This window comes from Sphingopyxis sp. TUF1, from assembly GCF_036687315.1.
Taxonomy (GTDB): domain Bacteria; phylum Pseudomonadota; class Alphaproteobacteria; order Sphingomonadales; family Sphingomonadaceae; genus Sphingopyxis; species Sphingopyxis kveilinensis.
In genome coordinates this window covers 1,097,913-1,119,105 of the sequence record NZ_CP144683.1, presented here as the reverse complement: position 1 = coordinate 1,119,105, position 21,193 = coordinate 1,097,913, and the positions used below count along the sequence as shown (strand labels likewise).

17 protein-coding genes are annotated in these 21,193 nt (G+C 66.4%); 7 read left to right on the top strand and 10 right to left on the bottom strand.

Going from position 1 to position 21,193, the window contains the following annotated elements:
• Positions 1–4: 4 nt before the first annotated feature.
• On the top strand, positions 5–307 hold the full coding sequence (locus VSX77_RS05255; protein WP_338426604.1) for a DUF1905 domain-containing protein: 303 nt from the start codon (positions 5–7) through the stop codon (positions 305–307).
• 53 nt (positions 308–360) lie between these two features.
• A complete protein-coding gene (locus tag VSX77_RS05250) occupies positions 361–2,115 on the top strand; it encodes a GGDEF domain-containing protein (protein WP_338426603.1) in 1,755 nt (584 codons plus the stop codon).
• 21 nt (positions 2,116–2,136) lie between these two features.
• Here VSX77_RS05250 and VSX77_RS05245 read toward each other — a convergent pair whose 3' ends face one another.
• Positions 2,137–2,532 (bottom strand): bactofilin family protein, encoded by a 396-nt coding sequence (locus VSX77_RS05245; protein WP_338427221.1) that lies wholly within the window; start codon positions 2,530–2,532, stop codon positions 2,137–2,139.
• A 1-nt stretch (position 2,533) separates the two neighbouring features.
• Positions 2,534–3,745 (bottom strand): M23 family metallopeptidase, encoded by a 1,212-nt coding sequence (locus VSX77_RS05240; protein WP_338426602.1) that lies wholly within the window; start codon positions 3,743–3,745, stop codon positions 2,534–2,536.
• A gap of 239 nt (positions 3,746–3,984) precedes the next feature.
• Here VSX77_RS05240 and VSX77_RS05235 point away from each other — a divergent pair, with 239 nt between their 5' ends.
• Complete coding sequence (locus tag VSX77_RS05235; RefSeq protein ID WP_338426601.1) at positions 3,985–5,382, top strand: methyltransferase family protein; 1,398 nt, start codon at positions 3,985–3,987, stop codon at positions 5,380–5,382.
• 334 nt (positions 5,383–5,716) lie between these two features.
• Here the strand turns inward: VSX77_RS05235 and VSX77_RS05230 are convergent, their stop codons facing one another.
• From VSX77_RS05230 to VSX77_RS05215, 4 genes are all read right to left on the bottom strand, one after another.
• The gene (locus tag VSX77_RS05230; RefSeq protein WP_338426600.1) at positions 5,717–7,984 is read right to left on the bottom strand and encodes a TonB-dependent receptor; all 2,268 of its coding nucleotides are present in this window, start codon (positions 7,982–7,984) and stop codon (positions 5,717–5,719) included.
• Between the two features lie 335 nt (positions 7,985–8,319).
• Positions 8,320–9,288: a hypothetical protein gene (locus tag VSX77_RS05225; protein ID WP_338426599.1), complete on the bottom strand. Its 969-nt coding sequence runs from the start codon at positions 9,286–9,288 to the stop codon at positions 8,320–8,322.
• Between the two features lie 294 nt (positions 9,289–9,582).
• Positions 9,583–10,956: a glutamate--cysteine ligase gene (locus tag VSX77_RS05220; RefSeq protein ID WP_338427220.1), complete on the bottom strand. Its 1,374-nt coding sequence runs from the start codon at positions 10,954–10,956 to the stop codon at positions 9,583–9,585.
• A 66-nt stretch (positions 10,957–11,022) separates the two neighbouring features.
• On the bottom strand, positions 11,023–11,802 hold the full coding sequence (locus VSX77_RS05215) for a 16S rRNA (uracil(1498)-N(3))-methyltransferase (RefSeq protein WP_338426598.1): 780 nt from the start codon (positions 11,800–11,802) through the stop codon (positions 11,023–11,025).
• 201 nt (positions 11,803–12,003) lie between these two features.
• On the opposite strand from VSX77_RS05215, the gene VSX77_RS05210 reads away from it, so the two are divergent.
• The 4 genes from VSX77_RS05210 to ubiA all read left to right on the top strand — a co-directional run bounded on the left by VSX77_RS05210 (position 12,004) and on the right by ubiA (position 16,151).
• Complete coding sequence (locus VSX77_RS05210) at positions 12,004–13,938, top strand: pilus assembly protein TadG-related protein (protein WP_338426597.1); 1,935 nt, start codon at positions 12,004–12,006, stop codon at positions 13,936–13,938.
• Complete coding sequence (locus VSX77_RS05205) at positions 13,935–14,516, top strand: TadE/TadG family type IV pilus assembly protein (protein ID WP_338426596.1); 582 nt, start codon at positions 13,935–13,937, stop codon at positions 14,514–14,516. Before VSX77_RS05210 ends, VSX77_RS05205 begins: the two co-directional genes overlap by 4 nt.
• A complete protein-coding gene (locus VSX77_RS05200) occupies positions 14,513–15,175 on the top strand; it encodes a TadE/TadG family type IV pilus assembly protein (RefSeq protein ID WP_338426595.1) in 663 nt (220 codons plus the stop codon). Before VSX77_RS05205 ends, VSX77_RS05200 begins: the two co-directional genes overlap by 4 nt.
• 67 nt (positions 15,176–15,242) lie before the next feature.
• Complete coding sequence (ubiA, locus tag VSX77_RS05195; protein WP_338426594.1) at positions 15,243–16,151, top strand: 4-hydroxybenzoate octaprenyltransferase; 909 nt, start codon at positions 15,243–15,245, stop codon at positions 16,149–16,151.
• On the opposite strand, the gene VSX77_RS05190 is transcribed toward ubiA, so the two are convergent.
• The 4 genes from VSX77_RS05190 to VSX77_RS05175 form a co-directional block, all read right to left on the bottom strand.
• A complete protein-coding gene (locus tag VSX77_RS05190; RefSeq protein WP_194954403.1) occupies positions 16,148–16,429 on the bottom strand; it encodes a BrnA antitoxin family protein in 282 nt (93 codons plus the stop codon). The two genes, ubiA and VSX77_RS05190, sit on opposite strands and share 4 nt — an antisense overlap.
• Positions 16,389–16,661, bottom strand: coding sequence for a BrnT family toxin (locus tag VSX77_RS05185; protein WP_338426593.1), 273 nt, complete (start codon positions 16,659–16,661; stop codon positions 16,389–16,391). Before VSX77_RS05185 ends, VSX77_RS05190 begins: the two co-directional genes overlap by 41 nt.
• 96 nt (positions 16,662–16,757) lie before the next feature.
• The gene (gene smc / locus VSX77_RS05180) at positions 16,758–20,201 is read right to left on the bottom strand and encodes a chromosome segregation protein SMC (protein ID WP_338426592.1); all 3,444 of its coding nucleotides are present in this window, start codon (positions 20,199–20,201) and stop codon (positions 16,758–16,760) included.
• Between the two features lie 242 nt (positions 20,202–20,443).
• The gene (locus tag VSX77_RS05175; RefSeq protein ID WP_338426591.1) at positions 20,444–21,184 is read right to left on the bottom strand and encodes a thioredoxin domain-containing protein; all 741 of its coding nucleotides are present in this window, start codon (positions 21,182–21,184) and stop codon (positions 20,444–20,446) included.
• Between the last annotated feature and the right edge of the window lie 9 nt (positions 21,185–21,193).

Sequence of the window (21,193 nt, the reverse complement as noted above, 5' to 3'; positions counted from 1 at the left end):
GGCGATGGACGCGATCGACTTTGATGCCGTGATCATCGAATGGCGCGGGCCGGCGCCTTTCCTCTTCGCCACCATTCCCGAGGAGCATGTCGGTGCGGTGCGCCATGCCGCGATGACGGCAAGCTATGGCTGGGGCGTGGTGCCGGTCGTTGCGCGCGTCGGCGGGACACAGTTCACAACCTCGCTCTTTCCGCGCGACGGCGGCTATCTGTTGCCGGTCAAGGTTGCCGTGCAGCGCGCCGAAGGGGTGGGGCTGGGCGATCATATCGCCGTGTCGCTCCGTGTCGGCCGCGACATCGACCGTTAAGATCGCCGCACCATGGTAAAGATTTCCCAAGGAATTGGTGGGATAGCACAGCGATGATCGGGGGACGCTCTCCTTTTGCGACGCTCTGCGGCGGGTTCTGGGTCTTTTTTGGCCTCCTGCTGCTCGCCGTGCCCGCGGCACCAGCGCAGGCCCGTGCGCTCGATGTAGAGCGCGACCTGTGCCATGCGGTGACCGGCGCGGCGCTGAATGACGATGCGCTGTCGCGCCTGCGCTTCACCTGCCGCAGGACGCCCGAAAATTATCACGGACGAAGCCTGTGGCTGCGCGGTACGCTCAAAGAGACGCCGGTTCAGGGCGGGCTGGCGCTGATGCTGCACAATTCGCGCTTCGACCGGCTCGCCGTCGGCTTTTCCTATGCCGACGGCACGACGCGTTGGCAGCGGGTGCGCAGCGGCGATTTTGGGTCGCACTGGCGCGCCGGCGGCCAGATCCTGTTCGAGGTGCCGGCCCGCCGCGTGCCGGTAACGGCCGTGACGATGCGGCTCGACGGCCTTGCCGCGCACCAACTCGTCCGCGCGCGCATACTCTCGACCGACGCGGCGGGGTTGCAGGCTGCCGGTATGGCCGCGGCGGTCGGCGCCGCGCTGACGTTGCTGTTGGTGAGCGGTATTTACAGCCTGTCGCTCGCGGTCGCGGTGCGCCGCCAATATCTCGCCTGGCAAGCGGCATGGTCGGCGACGATGCTGTTGTGGGGCACGCTCTGGTCGCAAGCGCATCTGGCGCTTGTACCCACGATGGCCGGGACGGTGACGGCGCAAATCTGCACCTTCCTTGCCTGCCTTGCGGTTGCGGTCGCGACCGCGAGTGCGGTGACCGCGGTCGAGCGCGCGCACGGCGTGCGCACCTTCAGGATCGGGGCATTGCTGCTGGGCCTGGGTGTCGGTCTGGCGGGCATCCCGCTCGCGCTCATACGCAGCAACGAGATCACCGTGCTGGCCGACATATTGGGGCTGGTCATCCTTGCCGACCTGATCGTTGTTGCAGCCTATCTCGCGTTGGCGTGGCGCCGCGGGTCGATCGAGGCGCGTGACTTTTTGGCGGCGTGGGGGCTGCCGATGGCGGTGCTGGCATTCATCAACATCGTCGACATCAACGACGATTTCTGGGGCGGGGGATCGCAGCTTCTCATGCTTATCGCCGCGACGTGGCAGGCCTTGTGGCTCGCCGCCGCGGCAACTCGCCGCTTGGGGACGCTGCGTGTCGAACTGGGCCGAGCACGCGATGCCGAGGCGCGGGCGCAGGCGCTGGCGCGCCGCGATCCGCTGACCGGCCTGCCCAATCGGCGCGGTTTCATCGACAGCGTGACCCCGCTGCTTGACCGGGCCCGCGCCGACAATCTGCCGGCGGCGCTGCTGCTCGTCGATATTGACCGTTTCAAGTCGATCAACGACATTCACGGTCACGAGGCGGGCGACGCGGTGCTGTGTACGATCGGGCAGCGGATCGAACGCTGGGAAGGGCCGATGTGCACCGTCGCGCGGCTGGGCGGCGAGGAGTTCGGCCTGCTGACCATCGGGATGGAGGGCATCGTCCTCAGCCGGTTTGCCGAGAGCGTCCGGCGCGGCCTTGCCGACTGCGACCATGCCGCCATCGTCGGCGACCGGCCGGTGACGGCCAGCGTCGGGGTTGCCGAAGTCCGCCCGGCCTGCGATTTCAAGCAGCTCTATCGCATCGCCGACGAGGCGCTTTACGACGCGAAGCGCGGCGGGCGGAACAAGGTGGTTGTCCAGCGGCATCGCGACGGACCGCCGCGCGCGCCCGATCGGGAAATTGCCCTGTCGAAGTAGCGTGCCGCGGGGCGCCGCGGGTCAGAACGACGCGCTCTTGTTCTCGACCACCTCGAGCGGCGGCGGCGCCTTGGCTGCCATCGCGCCGTGGCGGCGATGCGACAGCTTGCCGTCGACCTTGCCGCCATTTTCGATCGTGATCGTTTCATAGGTCACATCGCCGGTAATCCGCGCGGTAGCATGTACGATCAGCGTCTTCGCCTCGATCGACCCGTCGAGCAGGCCTGCGATCTTTGCGGTCTCTGCCGTCACCGCGCCCTTGATCTCGCTCGCCTCGCCCTGGACGAGGTTGGCGCATTTAAGGTCGCCGTCGATCTTGCCATCGACATGCAGGTCGACGCTGGCCGACACATTGCCGGTGACGACGACGTCCGATCCAAGGATCGAAAAGGTCGTGTGGCGCGCGCCCGTCGCCATCTTAGCGGGCACCGCGGGCGGCAGCGACGGAGCCGACTCGCTGCCGGGCGTCGTTTTTGACTTCGAGAACATCGGCTTTGGCCTCCAGGAAGCGGCGCGGGTTTACCGCGACGCCGTTCAAACGGACTTCGAAATGCAGGTGGCTGCCGGTCGAACGGCCGGTCGAACCCATCTTGGCGATCTGTTGCCCGGCGGCGACCTGCGCCCCGACCTTGGCCGAGAAACCCGACAAGTGCGCATAGCGCGTCATGATGCCCTGCCCATGATCGACCTCGACGACATTGCCATAACCCGACTTGACGCCGACGAAGCTCACGCGGCCGGGCGCGGCGGCCAGGATCGGCGTGCCGGTCGGGCCGCGAAAATCGACGCCCGCATGCATAGCGCCGGCACCGTTGAAGGGGTCGCGGCGATAGCCGAAGCCCGACGACATCATCAGCACATCAGCGGGATTGCCCGACGGCACGGCAACGAGCGTGCGTTCGAGCACTTCCATGCGGAACAATGCGCCGTCGAGCGCGGCGAAACTGGCGCCGAGCGCTTTGGCCTGACCGTTGCTGCCGCGATAGGGAATGAAGGGACCACCGCGGCCAGCCGCAGCGCTGCGCACCAGTGCATCGGGGTTGAGCCCGAGCGCCGCAACGGCGGTTTCCGCCTTGGCGACGCGGCCCCTGACGGCGCCGAGCAGGCGCGCGGCAAAAGCTTCCTGCCGCGCGGCGACCCGCGCCAGTATCTGCGCTTCGGGGGGCAGGTTCGGGTCGAGCGCGCTTGTCTTGACCGGCTCGGCGGCGGCGGCCTGCGTATCCGTCGTCCCTGCGGCGGTGCCTGCGGGCATGTCGGCGGCATCGATGCCGAAATGGCTTTCGGCGACGCTTTCGAGCAGCGCCTGCCGTTCCTCGAGGTCGGCGGCGGTCTCGGCAACGCGATCGCGATATTTGGCGATTCGAGCTTCGGACGCCGCCGCCGCGGCCTGTTGCTGCGCAACCGCGGCGCGTTCGTCGGCGGTGAGCAGCTGGTTGACGAGTACGGCGAGCGTCGCTCCCGCCCATGCCAGCAGCACGATGCCGGCAATCAGCGCGACGCGCTTTTGCCAGACGGCGCTGACACGCAGGAACCGGACGTGGCCGTGCGTGCGAACGAAGATTTCATGGTCCTGAAACAGCGCAGAGACGCGCTGGCGCAAATTGCGCAGGCCCGTAGTTTTCGAAGACAAGTGGCGACCCCATCTTGTTTGTTTTTGGAGCCCTCCGCCCCGATTGATGGGCGCCTTAACAGGCCGGATGGACCCAAGCGAATCTTTGGGCGCCGAGTCGGGTTGAATCGAAACCATCGCGCGGTGAACGGTGTCAACACCGTGGAACGCTGCCAATCTGGCCGGATTATGCGCGCGAATCGGCGATCTTCATTGACGGCTTGCTTACCAATTTTCGCTAGGGGTAAGCGGTGAATATCATGGCCGAATCCGCTCTGACCAGTACTGCCGAATCGGCCAGCGACCCCGCCGTCCCGGCGTCCGCCCGGCCGCGCTCGGCGGTTTCCGCCGGGGTGGGGCTTGTCGGTCTGGCCGGTCTTTTGACCTATTTGCTACTCGCGCGCTTTGCGCCCGAAGTCGCCGCCTTTCTGGGGGTCGACTGGGGAACACGCGGACCGATGAGCGGACCCAATTCGGCCGTCGTCAGTGTGCTCGCGTGCGGCGTGCCAATGGTGCTGTGGTCGGTGTTCGTCGACAAGGTGCATCGCAATCCGTCGACCGGGATCGACTGGGCGATGCGGCGTCCGTGGCGCGACACGCTCGACATCAGCCTGACCAAGCTGGCCGGGCTGTGGGCGACCTGGGGGCTGATCGCGCTGATCTATGCGACGATGCGCTACTATTGGGAGGGCAATTACGCCTTTTCGATGAAGCTGCTCGAAAGTGTCGCGCCGTGGCTGCTCCTCGTTTCGGTGCCCTATATGCTGTGGCTCGACCGCCGCATGGTCGAACCGCGCGACGGTTGTTACCAGTTCGGGCGCTGGCTGATCGCTCCGGGAAGGCCCGTCGATGGCCGCGCGATCGGTCATCATCTGCGCGCCTGGACGGTAAAGGGGTTTTTCACCGCCTTCATGCTGTCGATCGTGCCGGGCAATTTTTCGGCGCTCGTCACCGTGCCGATGTCCGAGGTGCTGGCGAACCCCTATCTGACCGGCATCTGGGCGATCAACCTTCTCTATCTGGTCGACGTCCATATCGCGACGGTCGGCTATATCCTGACCCTGAAGCCGCTCGACGCGCATATCCGCACCGCCAATCCCTATGGCATGGCGTGGGTCGCGGCGCTCGTCTGCTACCCGCCCTTCATCCTGATGAGCGGCGGGCCGCTCGATTATCAGGTCCACGGCGCCGACTGGGGGCACTGGCTCGCGGGACATGACGGCCTGCTGATCGTCTGGGCGGTCGTGCTGGCGCTGCTGACCGCGGTGTATAGCTGGGCGACGATGGCGTTCGGCATCCGCTTTTCCAACCTCACGCACCGCGGCATTATTACGCACGGCCCCTATGCCTTCACGCGCCACCCCGCCTATGTTGCGAAAAATCTGACCTGGTGGATCGGCTCGCTGCCTTTCCTCGTGACCGCGGGCGGCTGGACCGAGGCGGCGCGCAATGTCGTGCTGCTCGGCCTCGTCAGCGGCATTTATTACTGGCGCGCCAAGACCGAGGAAAAGCATCTGCTCGGCGATCCGGCCTATGTCGCATACTGGACCTGGGCGCAGGCGCACGCGCTTGTTCCGCGAGTGGTCGCTAGGCTGACCGGGAGGGCGCGCCCGCTGATCAGGCTGGAGCCCGACGCGCGGGTGGGGCCGGTGGCTTAGGGCGCAGCGCTTTTCCTTGGCGGTCATGATTCATCCCGGTTCTTTGCGATCCGATAGATGAACCATATTGGTGTCTGTAGGAAAGGTTTTTCTCTCTGCGGCGGCGTTGTTTTGGAACCGCGACTGGTGGCCGACGCGGGACATAATTCCTCCCTGTCGCGTAGCGATGGGGAGGTGGCAGCGGCGTAGCCGCTGACGGAGGGGCAAATAACGCGACGTTGCGGCCCCTCCACCACCGCTTCGCGGCGGTCCCCCTCCCCATGGCCTTCGGCCACAGGGAGGATTTAAGGACAGCTCACCACCCTATCGCCGGGCGACGGGGAGGGATGTTGGGTCAGAACTTCACGCCCGCTTCGAGGCCCCAGATGCGGGGTTCGTTGACGTAGCTGGTGAGGTTGTTGAAATCGATGCCGCCGGTCGGAGATTCGTCGTTGGTGATATTGCGCACGAAGGCTGCGACGTCGAAACGGTCGGTGCGGTAACCGACGCGCAGCCCGCCTTCGACCATCTTGTCGTCCGAGAATTCGACCGACTGATAGAGGAAGAACTGCACTTTCGAGCGGTAATACCAGTCGGTGAAGGCATAGATGGCGCCGTCGCCGACGGGGATTTCATAACCCGCGGTCGCGTTGAGCGTCCACTTCGGCGACTGCGGCAGCTGGTTGCCGTCGATCGAGAAGATGCCGGGGCTGCCCGGACGCTGCGGGTCGAGCACGGTGCACGGCGTCGCCGAGCCACAGCCCGCGACAAAGGCGTTGGTGTCGTCGATCTCGGCGACGTTCCACGCGCCGCCGACGCTGAAGGTCAGTCCGCGCGCGGGCGCCGCCTGCAGCTCGGCCTCGATCCCATGGCCCTTGGCATCGACGTTGAGCAGGCTGGCGACGTTCGCCGTGCCGCCGACCGCGGTCAGCTGAAGATCCTTGGTATCGAAATAATAGCCGGTGAGGTTGAAGCGCACGCGGTCGTCGAGGAAGGCGGTCTTGATCCCCGCTTCATACGACATCGTCTCTTCCTGATCGGCGGTCGAAATCACGCGCGAGAAGGTGAGGCGGCCCTGAACTGACGGCGCGCGATAGCCGCGCGCGACGCGGGCGTAAAAGGTGACCGCGTCCGACGCTTCATAGGTCGCGCTGGCGTCCCACGTCAGCAGCTTGCCCTTGACGGTGGCCGCCTGCGGCGGGACCGGCGTGTTCGGGTTGACGACGAAATCGGGGCGCGTTTCGACCGGGCGCGCGGCGACGAAATCGCGCGTGTCGTGGTTGTAGCGCGCACCGGCCTGCAAGGTCAGCCCGCCCTCGAACGCATAGTTGATCGAACCGAAGATGCCATAGGCTTCGCTGTCCTGCCGCTGCACCGCGATCGCCGACGGGATCGCGTCGGTCGGGCCGCCGAATTCGAAGCTGGTGATGTCCAGCCCTTCGTCGAAATAGAAGGCGCCGAACTGGTAGCCGAGCCCGCCGCTGTTGTTCGACGCGATGCGGATTTCCTGCGTGAACTGATCGAGGCTGGGCACATTGTCCTGGCTCTGCGCCTGGAAGGGGATGAGCCCCGGACCCGATTCGGGGAGGAACACCGCGCCGAAGCCGCCGTCGATGTCGCCGCGGCTCTTGAAATTGCCGTTCCAGTAGGAGGTGATCGAATAAGCGGTCACCGGCCCGAAATCATATTCGAGGTTGAGCGCGGCATTATAGGTGTTGAGCTTCTGGAAATTGATCCCGTCCTGCCACACCTTGTCGCGCTCGAATTCGGTTCCGGCGCCGCCGAGGCCGACGAGCTTGTTGCTGCCGGGAAGCTGGGTGTTCGCGCGGAAGATGATCGCCGAGCCGTCATAGACGCGGACCTGCCCGGTCACGCGGCCGGTGAAGGGGCCGCTTTCATATTGCAGCTGAAGCCGCGCGGCGATGTCGTCATAGCCGCCGAGGTCCTTGGATTTGGTCGTCGCGATATTGTCGACCCAATTGTCGCGATGCTGGTAAAGGCCCGAAAGGCGCACCGAAAAGCCGCTGTCGTCGGCGGCGCCCGCCGCGACTTCAACCTGGCTCGTGCCATAACGGCCATAGCTGGCGCGCGCATAGCCGCCGGTCTTGCCGGGCTTGACGGTGTCGAACTTGACGATGCCGGCCGGCGTGTTGCGGCCGAAGAGCGTGCCCTGCGGCCCGCGCAGCACCTCGACGCGGTCGAGGTCGAAGATCGGAAAGCCCTTGAGGATCGGGTTTTCGAGCACGACCTCGTCATAGACGAGGCTGACCGGCTGCGAGGCGTTGAGGTCGAAGTCGGTGTTGCCAAGGCCGCGGATATAGAAGCGCGGGAACGAACGGCCGTACGAGCTTTCGATGTTGAGGCTGGGGACGCGGCCCGCGAGCGCGCGGATGTCCGAACCCGTCGACGTGATCGCGCCGAGTGTGTCGCCCGACAGCACGCTGACCGATACCGGCACGTCCTGCAGACTTTCCTCGCGGCGCTGTGCGGTGACGACGATGTCGCCGAGCCCGCTGTCGGCTTCGGCGGCGGGGATGACCGATGCGTCCTGCGCGGCGGCGGGGGTGGCCGCGGCGGCAGCGAGGGCGACGCTCATGGCAAGGGCGGAAGGAAGATGGCGCATGACCTGTCCTTTTCGAAAGTGAAGCTGGCGGGTAGAGAATATTGTCCGCCGTTGCCGCGCGCGCGCCGCACGGTCAACGCCCGAGCGCCGCGCCGCTGACGTTCGTGTCGGAAGTGTTGCGCATTTGCTGCACTTTTGGGGCATGGCCGCGGGCGCAGACGAGCGCTGCGCGTTCGGCCCCTCCGTCAGCGCTTCGCGCTGCCACCTCCCCATGGCTTCGCGACAGGGAGGATTGACCGCGGCGCCAAATCCTCCCTGTCGCGAAGCGATGGGGAGGGGGACCGCCGCCGAAGGCGGTGGTGGAGGGGCCGCGACGGTGGCGCCATGGCCCTCCCTCAGCCGCCTTTCCCCTGCCGCCGCACGCCGCCCTCCGCCCCAGCGTCGTTCGCGGGCTGCGGCAGCCCAAAAAAGGCGCGGCGGGCGATCTCGCCGGCGCGGCGCAGCGGGGCGACGTCGGCGGCGCGCGCGGCTTCCCATGCTTCTTCTTCGTCGGGGTCGAGCGTGCGTTCATAATCTTCGTCGCCGAACGCGCCTTCTTCGATGCCGACATAATCGTCGGGCGGCGGGAAGTTGGTGCGCAGCTCGCCGGTCTCATCGTCGGCCCAGACGGTCATCGCCGCGGCTTCCTCCTCGGGGGTCGGTTCGGCGTCGAGGTCGCTTTCGGAATCGGCGGAAAACTGCGCAACTTCATTCGCGATCGCGCTATCGCGCCAGAGATTGGCGAGCGGGTTCGCGCGGTTGTCGCGCCCGGCGAGCCAGAGCGCGAGCGCGGCGCCGAGGCCGTCCGGAGCGTCGGCGGGTGCCTCGGCGGCATCCTTCGCGTTATCGCGCGCCGCCGCGGCGGCGTCGAAGAGCGACAGAAAGCCCGGCCAGTCGCCCGCGATGACCTGCGCCAGCATCTCTTCGCCCGCTTTCGCGCGCACCTCGACCATGCGGTCGAGCCGCGCGAGCATCGCGAGGCCGAGGCGGCTGTCAATGCGGCGGCGCTTGACGAAGCTGCGATCTTCTTCGCGCATCACCGTGCTCGTCTCGTCATGCCCCCAGATCGCGCGGTCGAGCAGCTCGTCGACGAGCCGCCCGCGCGCGATCAGCACCGCCGCGGCGCAGCCGAGCCGGAACGCCGCGCCGTGCGGCCGCTGCTTGAGCTGATAGACCGCGGAGGGCGACATGCCGACCTTGGCGGCCGAAATCTTCACCGATCCGTTGGTGGCAAAGGCTTCGAGAAAGTCGCGCTGGAGCCGCGGCGTCCAGTGGTAGCTGGCGGGGGCGGGGGTCGCGGCGGGATCAAAAGCGGTGTCGTCCATTGGCTCGTCCTTTGGGTTGGGTGAAACCGTCAGAATGAACCATATGGGTTAGATGTAGGAAAGGGGTTTTTTATGGAGGTGGTTTAGATACGGCAGATGGCGACCGGTTGCGGACGTAAGATCCTCCCTGTGCCGCAGGCATGGGGAGGTGGCAGCGCGAAGCGCTGACGGAGGGGCAATTGCGCCGACGTCGCAGAGCCCCTCCACCACTCGCTTCGCGAGCGGTCCCCCTCCCCATGGCTTCGCCACAGGGAGGATTTAACGGCAACTCCCCACCCCCAAACCGCTCGATCGTCAGAAGCTCAGTTCGTCGTAAATTTTCGAGAGGTCGTGGCCCCATGCATCCTCGTAGCGGTCGAGCAGGTCGTGCGCGGGGGACTTGCCGCTTTTGGCGATGCGGCGGAGCGGTTCGAGGAAGCCGACTTCATTGTCGCCCATCGAATTGACCTCGCCGCGCGCGGCGAGGCCCGCGGCGGCGATGTCGAGCACGCGGTGCGCCAATTGTCCCACCGTGCCGCCGCCGGGAGCCGGGGCGTCGAGGCCTTCGCTCGGCACCGCGTCGCGCAGCGCCTGCTGCTCCTCGATGCTCCAGCCCTTGACGAGATCCCAGGCGGCGTCGAGCGCGCCCTGATCGTAGAGCAGCCCGACCCACAGCGCGGGGAGCGCGCAGATGCGGTTCCACGGGCCGCCGTCGGCGCCGCGCATTTCGAGAAAGCTTTTGAGGCGCACTTCGGGAAAGGCGGTCGAGAGATGGTCGGTCCAGTCGGAGAGGCGCGGCAGCTCGCCGGGGAGCGCGGGCAGCTCGCCCTTCAGGAAATCGCGGAAGCTTTGCCCCGCGGCGTCGATATATTTGCCGTCGCGGAAGACGAAATACATCGGCACGTCCAGCATATAGTCGACATAGCGTTCGTAGCCGAAGCCATCTTCGAACACGAAGGGCAGCATACCGGTGCGCGCGGGGTCGGTATCGGTCCAGATATGGCTGCGGTACGACATATAGCCGTTGGGCCGCCCTTCGGTGAAGGGCGACGAGGCGAAGAGCGCAGTCGCGAGCGGCTGGAGCGCGAGCGACACGCGGAACTTCTGCACCATTTCGGCCTCGCTCGCATAGTCGAGGTTGGTCTGGATCGTGCAGGTTCTGAGCATCATGTCGAGGCCCATGCTGCCGACGCGCGGCATATGGTCGAGCATTATCTTGTAGCGCCCCTTGGGCATGATCGGCAGCTCGGCGCGCGTCTTGTCGGGCCACATGCCGAGGCCGAGGAAGCCGAGGCCGAGTTCGGCGCCGACTTCCTTCACCTGCTTCAGATGCCGCCCGGTTTCGGCGCAGGTCTGGTGCAGATTTTCGAGCGGCGCGCCGGAGAGTTCGAGCTGCCCCGCGGGTTCGAGGCTGACGGTGCCGTCCCTGCCCGCCAGCGCAATAACCTTGTCGCCCTCGATCACCGGCTCCCAGCCGAAGCGGGTGAGCGCCATCAGGAGGTCGTGGATGCCGCCAGGCTCGTCATAGGAGGGCGCGCGGTGATCGCTCACCCGGTAGACGAATTTTTCATGCTCGGTGCCGATGCGCCAGCGGTCTTTGGGCTTTTCGCCCTGGGCCATGGGGGCCGCAAGCTGGTCGCGGTGTTCGATGACGGGATCGTGGCTGTTCGAAGCGGTGCGCGTGCTCATGGCGCGCATTTAGACTATCCGGTATAGAATGCAATCGGGGCTGTGCGGGTCAGTCGATGGCCGGCCTCAAAGTGGGTTTGCGGTTCCAGATCGCCCCTGCGCCGCCCCCGTCCAGTCGCCGTGCTGCGCCATCCACAAGGTAGTGGCGGCAATCGCAGCGGTTTCGGCGCGGAGGATGCGCGGCCCAAGCGAGAGGCGGTGCACCGCGGGATGCGCGGTCAGCAGCGCGCGCTCGCGATCGGTGAAGCCGCCCTCGGGACCGGTGAGGATGGCGGCGGGGGCGGGGGCGGCGAGGCGCCCCATCGGCACGCCGCCGGCTTCGTTGGCGAAGAGCAGCGCGCGCCCGGCGGGCCAGTCCTTCAGCAGCTGCGGCAGCTTGACCGGGTCGGCGAGCGCGGGGAGCGCGGTGCGGCCGCATTGTTCGCAGGCTTCGACAATTTGCGCTTCCAGCCGCTCGCGCTTCACGCGCTCGACGATCGTGCGTTCGGTAATTACCGGCTGCAGGCAGCGGACGCCGAGTTCGGTCGCCTTTTCGATGATCCAGTCGAGCCGCGCTTTCTTCACCGGCGCAAAACAGAGCCAGAGGTCGGGAACCGCTTCGATGTCGCGCAGGTGCCGGTCGATGCGCAGCGTTGCCGACCGTCTGGTCGCATCGTCAATGACCGCCAGCCACTCGCCGCTTCGATTGTCGAACAGCAGCACGGGATCGCCCGCCTTCAGGCGCATCACGCCGAGCAGATAATGGGCCGCGGCGCCGTCGATCATCGGCATACTGTCGGCACCGAGCGGCGCGTCGATAAACAGGCGGGGCGTGCTGGCGGGCGGCCACGCTGGAGTCGCAGGCATGGCGCGCGATAGCAGAGAGCGACGATTTGTGCATCTTTCGCTGCCGGTTGCGCAAATCCGTCCCGATCCGGGCCAGAACCGCAGATTCATCGCGTTTGGCGTCGTGCCGATTAGCATTTTGGTAAGCGTTGTCCCCCTAGGTGCGAGATTACCAGCGGCACATCGGTTGGGGAATGCCGCGGGCCGAAGAGGGGTTAGACCATGCGAGGGACCTGGACCGCCCGGCTGCGCGCCGGTACCAAATCGCTGATTAGCGACCAACGCGGCAACGCCTTCATGCTGACAGCCGCGGCGATCATTCCGGTGATCGGCTTTGTAGGGTCGGCGGTCGATATCGGCCGCGCCTATATGACGCAGCTGCGCCTGCAGCAGGCGTGTGATGCCGGTGTGCTCGCCGGGCGCCGCGCAATGGGCGGCGCGACCTATGACGAAGCGGCCGAGGCCGAAGCCGACAAGATGTTCAACTTCAACTTCCCCGAAGCCAAATATGGCGCGTCGGGCATCCTCTTTTCCTCAGAAGCGATCAATGCTTCTGACGTTGCCGGACAGGCGTCGGCGGTCCTGCCGACCTCGCTGATGTTCATGTTCGGCAAGGACGAGTTCCGCCTGTCGGTCGATTGCACAGCGAAGCTGGAAATATCGAACGTCGATGTCATGCTTGTACTCGACGTGACGGGGTCGATGTCCAGCACAAATTCGGGCGATACGGTCAGCAAAATTCAGGGGCTGCGGACTGCTGCGATCGACTTTTTCGACACGTTGACGACCGCCGACGTCGGCGACGGACGTTTGCGCTTTGGCGTCGTTCCTTACAGTTCGTCCGTAAATGTTGGATCCATATTGATTGCGAAAAATCCGGACTGGATTGCCAACACCGTGATGCTGCCATCGCGCTTGGCGAAGTTCCGGCAGGAATATGCCAACCCGATTTATGACCCCAGCGACGAATATACCGACAGCGCGACCACTTATGATTCCAGCTGGACGAATAATGGCACCGTATCTGCCAAGAATTCTGCGGCCTGCACCGCACTGAACCCGCCTGCCGATACCAGCCCGTCGCCTAGCAACGCGCCCGATTACAGCAATGCTTCGGTGTACGAGAGCGGAGATAAGCGCGTTACAACCTACGACACTGAACAGGAATATACGTTTCGTACCTATCGCTATACGTGGTCGAGCAATAAATGCAGACTGCAATATAAGAACGCTTACTTCACGCGCCATTTCATCACGACGGTTACCGAAACGCGGGTCGACGTTTTTGATGGCAAATATGACTATAAGGACCGTGAATTTCCGGTCGCAAACGTGAAAATGGGCAACCCTCTGACGACCGACACTGGCGATAAGGGTGTGTCGATCTCCACGACCTGGCAGGGCTGTTTGATGGAACGTGCGACTACGCCGTTCGCATCAAATGAAACTGCGCCCAGCGATGCCTATGATATGGATATCGATATGAAGCCGACGACCGTTGGTGAAGACGCGGTCGACACGCAATGGAAGGTGTTCCTGCCGGCGGTGACCTATTCACGGTCGACGCCCGCACCCTATACATCCACTACGGACAGCACGAACTTTCTGGAAAAGGGCGGCGATTACGCGGCCTGCCCGGCGCGCGCGATGAATCTGACCACCATGACCAGCGCCGACCGGAATACTTTCGCCAACTATATCGCTACGCTGCAACCGAAGGGCTACACCTATCACGACGCCGGGATGGCGTGGGGCGCGAGGCTGATTTCTCCGACCGGTCTTTTCGCGGAGGAGAATGCCACCGCGGCCAACGGCCGACCCATCAGTCGCCACATCGTTTTCATGACCGATGGTGAGATGAACACGCCGCGCGCGAACTTGTCGCATCAGGGGCAGGAAAGCGCGATGAACCGCATCGGCGCGACCAGCGACAGCAATGCGATCGCGCGCCACAACAACCGCTTTGTCCAATTGTGCCGTTCGGCGCGCCAGCGCGGGATGACGATCTGGGTCGTGTCGTTCGGGGTCGGCAGCAACAGCACCCTTAATAGTTGCGCGTCTTCCGGGCAGGCGTTCGAGGCCGACAATGCCGCCCAGCTCAACGAGCAGTTCCAGGCGATCGCGCGGCAGATTTCCAAGCTGAGGCTGTCGCAATGACCCGCGCTGCGTTCCCGACGCGTCGCCTGATCCGCCGCCTGCGGAAAAGCGAGCGCGGCACCGCTTTCGTCGAGTTCGCGCTGACGGCGCCGGTGTTCCTGATGATCCTGCTCGGCATCTTCGATTTTTGCTGGCAAATGTATGCGCAACAGGTGTTGCAGGGCGTTGTGGCAAAGGCCGGGCGCGATGCGACGCTCGAGGGGTTTGCCGCCGACCAGAGCGCGCTCGACGATACGGTCGAGGCACAGGTAAAGAAGGTGTTTGCAAACGCCACGGTGACCTTCAATCGCCGCGTTTTCGACGATTACAGCGATATCCGGCCGCCGCGCTGGGTCGATTCGAACGGCAACGGCCTTCAGGATCCATCGCCCATCGATTGCTGGGAGGATGGCGGCCGGCAGGGCAATGGCGGCGCCGACGACGTGGTCCAATATACGGTATCGATGCGGTTCGACCGGGTTTTGCCCCTGTGGCGGATGCTGGGACAGTCGCAATATGCGACGCTGAGCTCGACGACGCTGCTGCGCAACCAGCCCTTTGCCGCCGGCGGCGAGGTCGAGCCGGAGATATGCGGATGACCGGCCCTGTCGAATTCCGCCGCCGGATGCGGCGAACCATGCGGCGCCTGGCGCAAAGCAACCGCGGTTCGGTGATGCTGGAAATGGCCTTTTCCATTCCTTTCCTGATACTCGTCGGCTTCGGCGGGCTCGAAATTGCCAACCTGACGCTGGCGCACACACGCGTCAGCCAGCTGGGGCTGAACACTGCCGACAATGCCGCGCGTATCGCCGCGGGCAGCAATCTGACGCAGCCGCAGGTGCGCGAGATCGACATCAACGAGGTGTTCGCCGGCGCCGAACGGCAGGTGGCGGGACTGGGTTTTGAAAATAACGGCCGCATCATCCTGTCGAGCCTTCAGCGAAATAATGATGGCGGGCAGACGATCAAATGGCAGCGCTGTTTCGGTAATCTGGAGGTCGCATCGGCCTATGGCGTCGAGGGCACCGGCGCGACGGGTACGGGTTTTCCCGGCATGGGGCCGGCGGGCCGCGAAGTGAAAGCGGCGGCGGGCACCGCGATCATGTTCGTCGAAGTGACCTATGAATATCAGCCCCTCCTGTTCGGCGCCTGGCTGGGCCCGCGGACCATCCGGTCGACCGCCGCCTATAATGTTCGCGAGGCGCGCGACCTGTCGGGTGTGAAGGCGCCGGGCACCCCCGCCACCTGCGACGACTGACGGCGCGCTCCGACGGGGCGATCGGCCATTTATTCGCGCGCGCTCGCCTGCTATCGCGCGCGAAACAATGACGACCACTCACCCTCCCGACAGCCAGCTTAGCGGCCTGATCGCATGGCTTCCTGCCGCGGCGCGGCCCTATGCGCTGCTTGCTCGCTTCGACCGGCCGATCGGCTGGTGGCTGCTCTATTGGCCGTGCGCGTTCGGCGTCGCGCTCGGCGGCGGAGCGGTCAGCCATTGGCCGCTATTGTTGTGGTTCCTGCTCGGGGCGATCGCGATGCGCGGGGCGGGGTGCGTCTATAACGACATCGTCGATCGCGACCTCGACGCGAAAGTGGCGCGTACCGCGTCGCGCCCGGTGGCGAGCGGGGCGGTATCGGTGCGGAACGCCGGGCTGTGGACGGTGCTGCTCGCGCTCGTCGGGCTGCTCGTGCTTCTTCAGCTGCCGGGGCCGGCGCAGATCGTCGCGCTCGCGAGCCTGATCCTCGTCGCTGCCTATCCCTTTATGAAGCGCATCACCTGGTGGCCGCAGGCGTGGCTGGGGCTGGTATTCAGTTGGGGGGCGCTCGTCGCATGGGTCGCGGTGGGCGGCGTTCAGGGGCTGGCGTTGCCGCTGCTCTATGCCGGCTGCATCGCGTGGGTAATCGGATATGACACCATCTATGCGCTCCAGGACATCGAGGACGATATGCTCGTCGGCGTCAAATCGAGCGCGCGCGCGATGGGCGGACAGGTGAAGGGCGGGGTCGCGCTCTGCTATGCCGCGGCGCTCGGCCTCTGGGGCGGCGCGCTGTGGGCGGTGCGGCCCGACCCGCTGGTGCTGGCCGCACTGCTTCCTGCGGCGGTGCAGTTGACGGGGCAGGTGGTGACGCTCGATGTCGCGAGCGGCGAGGATGCGCTGGCAAAATTCCGCAGCAACCGCTTCGCCGGGCTGCTGGTGTTCGCGACAATGCTGGTCGTGGGGATGGCGCCCTAAAGCCCCAGCGCCTTGCGCAGCTCGGCGTTGATGCGGCTCTGCCAGCGCGGCCCCATGGCGCGGAATTTTTCGAGGACGATGCTGTCGAGGCGGAGCGTCACCTGTTGTTTGGGGTCGGCGGATTTGGGGCGGCCGGGTTTGGTCCAGGTGCCGTCCGCGGGCTTGACCAGCTTGCCATTCTCGTAAACGGCTGCGCGGCGAAAATGATCCTCCGTCCATTCGGGTGCATCGTCCGGATCAATCCAAGGCTTTTCGGCGGGCTTTGAGTTCTTCGTCATGGACATATCTCATCGAAATGATGCGGCGGGTATCGTTGCGTAGCGTCCAGACGATCGCGACAGCCCGACCTTCAAGTTCTCCGTAAACGATGTAACGATCTTCGCCATAATCTTGTCTATCGTCGAGAAACTCCAGATAATCTGCCTCGAAAACCTTGCTGGCGTCGGCGAAATCCAGACCGCGTTCCAGAAGCGTCCATTGGCGCTTTCGCTCATCATAAGCAATTTTCATCGCCACCACCCTATATCCCGCTCGCCAAGTGCAGACGATACGAGCCTTTCGGGGGTGGGCTCGAATAATTTAATGTAGTTACAAAAATTGTCAATCCTACTCCGCCGCGAGCAACTCCTCCGCGCCGCCTAGGTCCACCGACACTAGGCGGCTGACGCCGCGCTCGATCATGGTCACGCCGAACAGGCGGTGCATCCGCGCCATTGTCACGGCATTGTGGGTGACGATCAGGTAGCGGGTGTTGGTTTCGCGCGCCATGCGGTCGAGCAGGTCGCAGAAGCGCTCGATATTCGCGTCGTCGAGCGGCGCGTCGACTTCGTCGAGGACGCAGATCGGCGCGGGGTTCGTGAGGAAGAGGCCGAAGATCAGCGCGACCGCGGTCAGCGCCTGTTCGCCGCCCGACAAGAGGGTGAGCGTGCCGAGCCGCTTGCCCGGCGGCTGCGCCATGATTTCGAGCCCGGCTTCGAGCGGATCGTCCGAATCGACGAGTTCGAGATGCGCCTGCCCGCCGTTGAAGAGCGTGGTGAAGAGGCGCTGGAAATGCGTGTTCACCGCCTCGAACGCCGCGAGCAGGCGGACACGGCCCTCGCGATTGAGATTGCCGATGGACCCGCGGAGGCGATGCACCGCCTGCGTCAGCTCCTCGATCTCGGCGGCGTTTTTTTCGCGTTCGGCATCGAGTTCGGCGAGTTCGTCGGCGGCGACGAGGTTGACCGGGCCGAGCCGCTCGCGGTCGGCGATCAGCCGGTCATGCGCGGCCGATTCGGCGTCCGCATCGCCGACGCTGTCGCTCTCGAACCCCGCCTTTTGCGGGAGCAGCGGCGGCGGGCATTCGAAGCGTTCGCCCGACAGTCGGCCCATTTCGACGCGGCGCAGCTCAGCATTTTCGGAGCGGGCGACGGCGCCGGCGCGCGTTTCGCGCGCGGCGGCGACGCGCTCGCGGATCGCGTTCAGCGCGGTTTCGGCCTCGCGGAGCGCAGCTTCGGCGGCGCGCTCCTGCGCTTCGGCGGTGGCGAGTTTTTCGCGCAGGCTCGCTTGCGCGGCCTCGGCGGCGGTGCGCTGTTCGGCGAGGCGCGCGGGGGCGCCGGCGAGCGCCGCGGCCTCGGCGGCGAGCGCGTCGGCGCGCTTGTCCATTTCGGTGACGCGGCGCGCGGCCTCGCCCGCGCGCGCTTTCCAGCTCTTGATCTCCGCGCTGACGACCGCCTGCCGTTCGCTGAGCGCGGCGAGCGTGCGGTCGTGCGCGGCGAGCGCATCGCGCGCGGCCTGGGCGTCGGCGCGCGCGCGGTCGGCGGTCTGTTCCTCGGCATCGAGCGCGGCGCGCGCAAGCGCTTCGTCGGGGAGCGCGGCGAGCGCCGCTTCTTGCGCTGCGAGCTGTTCGCCGGCGTCTTTCGCGGTTTCGGCGATTTCGGCGAGGCGGCGCGCGAGCAACGCTGCGGCATCGCGGTGCCGGTCGAGCGCGGCCTGCGCCTGATCGGCGGCGCGCAGCGCGGTGCGGCGCGCCTCGTCGGCGGTCGCGAGCGCCTTGCGCGCGGCGGCGGCAGCTTCGGTGAGCTCGGCGGCTTTCGCCGCGGCTGCCGCGCGGCGATCGCGAAGTTCCTGCACGCCGAGTTCGACCGCGGGGCGCTGCGCCGCGAGTTCGTCGAGGCGGTTGCGGCGTTGCAGCCGTTCGGTCGCGGTCGCGCCGTCGCCGCGGGTGACGAAGCCGTCCCAGCGGCGCATCACGCCCCCCAGCGTGACAAGTCGCTGGCCGACCGCGAGCGGCTGGCCGCCGTCGGTGTCGGCGACCGCGACCTGGGCGAGGCGGCGCGCGAGCGCGGCGGGCGCCTCGACATGCGCGGCAAGCGGCGTCGTTCCGGCGGGGAGCGAGGGATCGTCCTTGACGGCCGCGGCGCCGAGCCAGCTGCGCGCGGCGGCGGGGTCGGTGCCGGCGTCGAGATCGTCGCCGAGCGCTGCGGCGAGCGCGGCTTCGTAGCCGGGCTTGGCGCGGAGCTGGTCGAGGATCCGGTCGTCGTCGCTGCGCGCGGCGGCAAGCGCGCGTTCGAGCGTCGCGGCCTCGCCGTCGAGCGCGGCCAGCGCGGCGCGCGCTTCGGCGAGGCCCGATTCGATGGCGGCAAGGTCGGCGGCGATCGCCGCGCGGTCGGCCTCGGCATCGTGCAGCGCCTGTTCGGCGGCGGCGATAGCGGTTTCGGCGGCTTCGGCGGCGCGCACGCTTTCAGCATGGGTCGCGGCGAGCGCCGCGCTGTCGCCGAGTGCGGCGACCTCGGCCTCGATCCGCGCCTTGTCGGCGGCGATGCGGCGCACTGTGGCTTCGGCGCTGTCACGCGCCGACGCGGCAATGCGGCGGTCGGCGGCCTCGCTCGCAGCTTTGGCGCGCGCCTGCGCGAGTGCGACCTCGGCATCGCGAAGGCGGGCCTGCGCGGAGAGATTGGTCTCGGCGAGCGCCGCCTTGCCCGCGTCGTGCGCGGCGATGTCCTGCGCCAGCGATCTGGTTTCGGTGTCGAGCGCGGTCAGCGCGGCATGGGCGTCGCGCGCGAGTTCGCCTTCGTGCGCGCGGTCGGCCTCGATCCGCCGTTGCTGCGCCGCGAGATCGTCGAGCCGCTGGAGCGCGGCGCGCTCTTCGCCCTGCAAACGGACCTGCGTCGCGGTCGCTTCGGCGAGCGCGTCGCGCTGTGCCTGCGCGTCGCTACGCGCCGCGGCGACGCGCGTCGCGACCTCGGTTTGCGCCTTGGAGATGGTTTCGAGCTCGTCCTGCGCGGCCTTGACTGCGGCTTCGGCGGCATCGGCATCGCGGCGCGCCTGGTCTGCGGCGGCGGCGGCATCGCGCCAGCGCGCGTAAATCAGCCGCCCCTCGGCTATGCGGATGTCGTCGCTGAGCTTCTTGTATTTCTCCGCCGCGCGCGCCTGTCGCCGCAGCGCGTTGGCGCGGACTTCCATGTCCGCGACGATTTCGGACAGGCGCGTGAGGTTCGTTTCGGTCGCGCGCAGTTTCTGCTCGGCGTCCTTGCGGCGGACGTGCAGCCCGGCGATGCCCGCCGCTTCCTCCAGCATCGCGCGGCGGTCGGTCGGCTTGGCGGCGATGACGTTCGCGATCTTGCCCTGGCTGACGAGCGCGGGACTGTGCGCGCCGGTCGCGGCGTCGGCGAAGATCAGCGCGACGTCCTTCGCGCGCACGTCGCGGCCGTTGGCGCGATAGGCGCTGCCCGCGCCGCGCTCGATGCGGCGGATGACTTCGAGGTCGTCGCCGTCGCCGCCGTCGGAGAGGCCCGCGACGAGCGCGCCTTCGGTATCGCAATGGAGCGCGACTTCGGCAAAATCGCGCGCCGGGCGCGACGAGGTGCCGGCGAAGATGACATCTTCCATGCCGCCGCCGCGCATCGACTTTGGCGAGGATTCGCCCATCACCCAGCGGATCGCTTCCAAAAGGTTCGACTTGCCGCAGCCATTGGGGCCGACGACGCCGGTCAGCCCGGGCTCGATGCGCAGTTCGGTGGGTTCGACGAAGCTTTTGAAACCGGTGAGGCGCAGGCGCTTTATCTGCACGGGAAACGCCCGAGCAGATCATCGAATCGGAGCTGGTGCAACCTGAGCGTCACATATCCCCCATGGAGCCGTCATGCCGCGCGGTGGGGGGGTGTGCAAGCCCATAAGCCCCTCCCCTTCAGGGGAGGGGTTGGGGTGGGGGCCATCGGCCTTGCGCAAAGCCGATGCCCCCCACCCGCTGCGACCAGCGAACAAGTTCGCAAGTCTCGCTGCCCTCCCCTGAAGGGGAGGGCGAAGGAAGATCAGCGCGCGCCCATCGTGCGCAGGCGGTCGCGCAGCGGGCCCCAGGTGTTGATGCCTTCGACGACCTGGCCGTTGATGGCGAAGGTCGGGGTGCCGGTGATCTGATATTTCTCGACCGCTGCGTTGGTGCCCTTTTCGATCGCCTCGACATTTTCGACCTTGGCGAGGCACTGCTGGATCGTCGCGGCGGGGACGCCGCGCTGTTGGTAGAACTGGTCGATGCCCCAGCCCTTGGCGAGCGCGGTGAAGCGCTGCTGCGGCGGCAGCTGCATCGCCGCCTCGATCCCCGGCTGCGGCTTCGACGCGCCGGCGACGAAGGCGTCATGTTCGAGGAAGGTCGCGTCGGCGAGCGGGAAGAAACGGTCGGTGCCGGTGCATTTGACGATCGCGCCGGCGATCGCATCGACGGGATGGAGCATGAAAGGCGTCAGCTTGTACGACACGCGGCCGGTGTCGACGAAATCGCGCTTCAGCTCTTCGTGCGAATCCTTGGCGAACTGCGCGCAGTGGCCGCAGGTGAAGGCGCCGAATTCCTCGAGTTTGATCGGCGCTTCGGGATTGCCCATCACAACGCCGTCGCCATCGACGCTGACGACCTGCGACCAGCTCTTGCCTTGGGGCGGTGCGACCTTGGCAATGGCATCCTGTTCCTTGGCCGGGTCGGCGGTGCCGCCACCACAGCTGGCGAGCGCGAGCGCACCGAGCGAGGACAGGAGGGCGGTACGAAGCGATGGGGTCATGATATGTCT